Below are 1,211 nucleotides of genomic sequence, written 5' to 3'. Positions count from 1 at the left end.
ACCTGGGTTGCATAGGCGGAGGCGTCCTGGACCCCGAAGCGCGCCGCTGCGCAGCCCCCGACGGCGACGGGCGGGCAACGGTCGCCGTGACGGGCCGTGCGGCCGATCCTGCGTGTGCACGTGCGCAGACCGCACATCTGCGCGAGCAGCGCCGCGACGTCCGCGGCGTCGGCGCGTACCGAGAACGGACCGATCGCGTCGGGTCCGGGAGTGCGGCTCACAGCGAGGCGCGGAAACGCTTCGTCGGTGAGGATGATCCACCAGCCGCGCATCGGATACTTCGACCGGCGGTTGTACGGAGGGGTGTGGGCGGCGATCAGCCGGAGTTCGCGGACGCCGGCCTCGAGCCCGTGGGCGCATTCGACATGATCGATGCGGGTGGCGAGCGCGACCATCTCCCGCAGCCGCGGCCGCGTCTCGGAGCCCGTGAAATAGGTACGGACGCGCCGGTGCAGGTCGACCGCCGTGCCGACGTACAACACCTCGTCGGACGGCCCCCGGAACATATAGACACCGGGCTTGCGCGGAAGGTGTGCGGCGAGTGCGCGTTTGGCCCGTTGCTCGGCGGTGACCACCGGCATGTAGTCGCGCAGCTCGGTGAGGCTGTGGACCCCCTGGTTGCCGACTCGTTCGATGAGGGCGTGCAACACGTCCACGGTGGCCCGTGCGTCGTCGAGCGCGCGGTGGGTGGGCACGGTGGAGACCCTGAACAGCTCGGCCAGCGCGGAGAGCTTCACCGACGGCGCCTCGTCGCGTCCGAGGACACGACGGGCCAGTTTGACGGTGCACAGGACCTGGAAGCGGGGCCATGCCAGCCGGCACCGGGCGGCAGCCGCCTGGAGAAATCCGACGTCGAAACCGGCGTTGTGCGCGACGAGCACCGATCCGGACGCGAACTCGAAGAAGGCGGGCAGTACTTCCTCGATCCTGGGGGCCGCGTAGACCATCGCAGTGGTGATGCCGGTGAGTTGCACGATGTACGGAGGAATGGGACGCCCGGGATCGACGAGGGTCGCGAACTCGCCGAGCACCTCGCCGGCACGGATCTTCACCGCACCGATCTCGGTGATGGCGTCCTCGGCGGCCTTCCCGCCGGTCGTCTCGAGGTCGACGACGACGAAGGTGGTGTTGCGCAGGGGTGTGTCGAGCTCGTCGAAACCCAGTTGCACGCCGAGGGCCGATGGTTGCGGCGAGGTCATGCGGCGAGCCTA

Annotated in this window: 1 protein-coding gene; it reads right to left on the bottom strand. The window is 69.6% G+C overall.

Going from position 1 to position 1,211, the window contains the following annotated elements:
* The coding region (locus R1101_RS0123825; protein WP_016935667.1) for a DEDD exonuclease domain-containing protein at positions 1–1,199 on the bottom strand (1,199 nt) is incomplete at its 3' end.
* Positions 1,200–1,211 lie beyond the last annotated feature (12 nt).

It is taken from the genome of Rhodococcus sp. R1101 (genome assembly GCF_000278445.1).
GTDB classification, from domain to species: Bacteria; Actinomycetota; Actinomycetes; order Mycobacteriales; family Mycobacteriaceae; genus Rhodococcus; species Rhodococcus gordoniae.
Note: the sequence above shows the minus strand (reverse complement) of the source record. Positions and strands in the feature narration are given on the sequence as shown.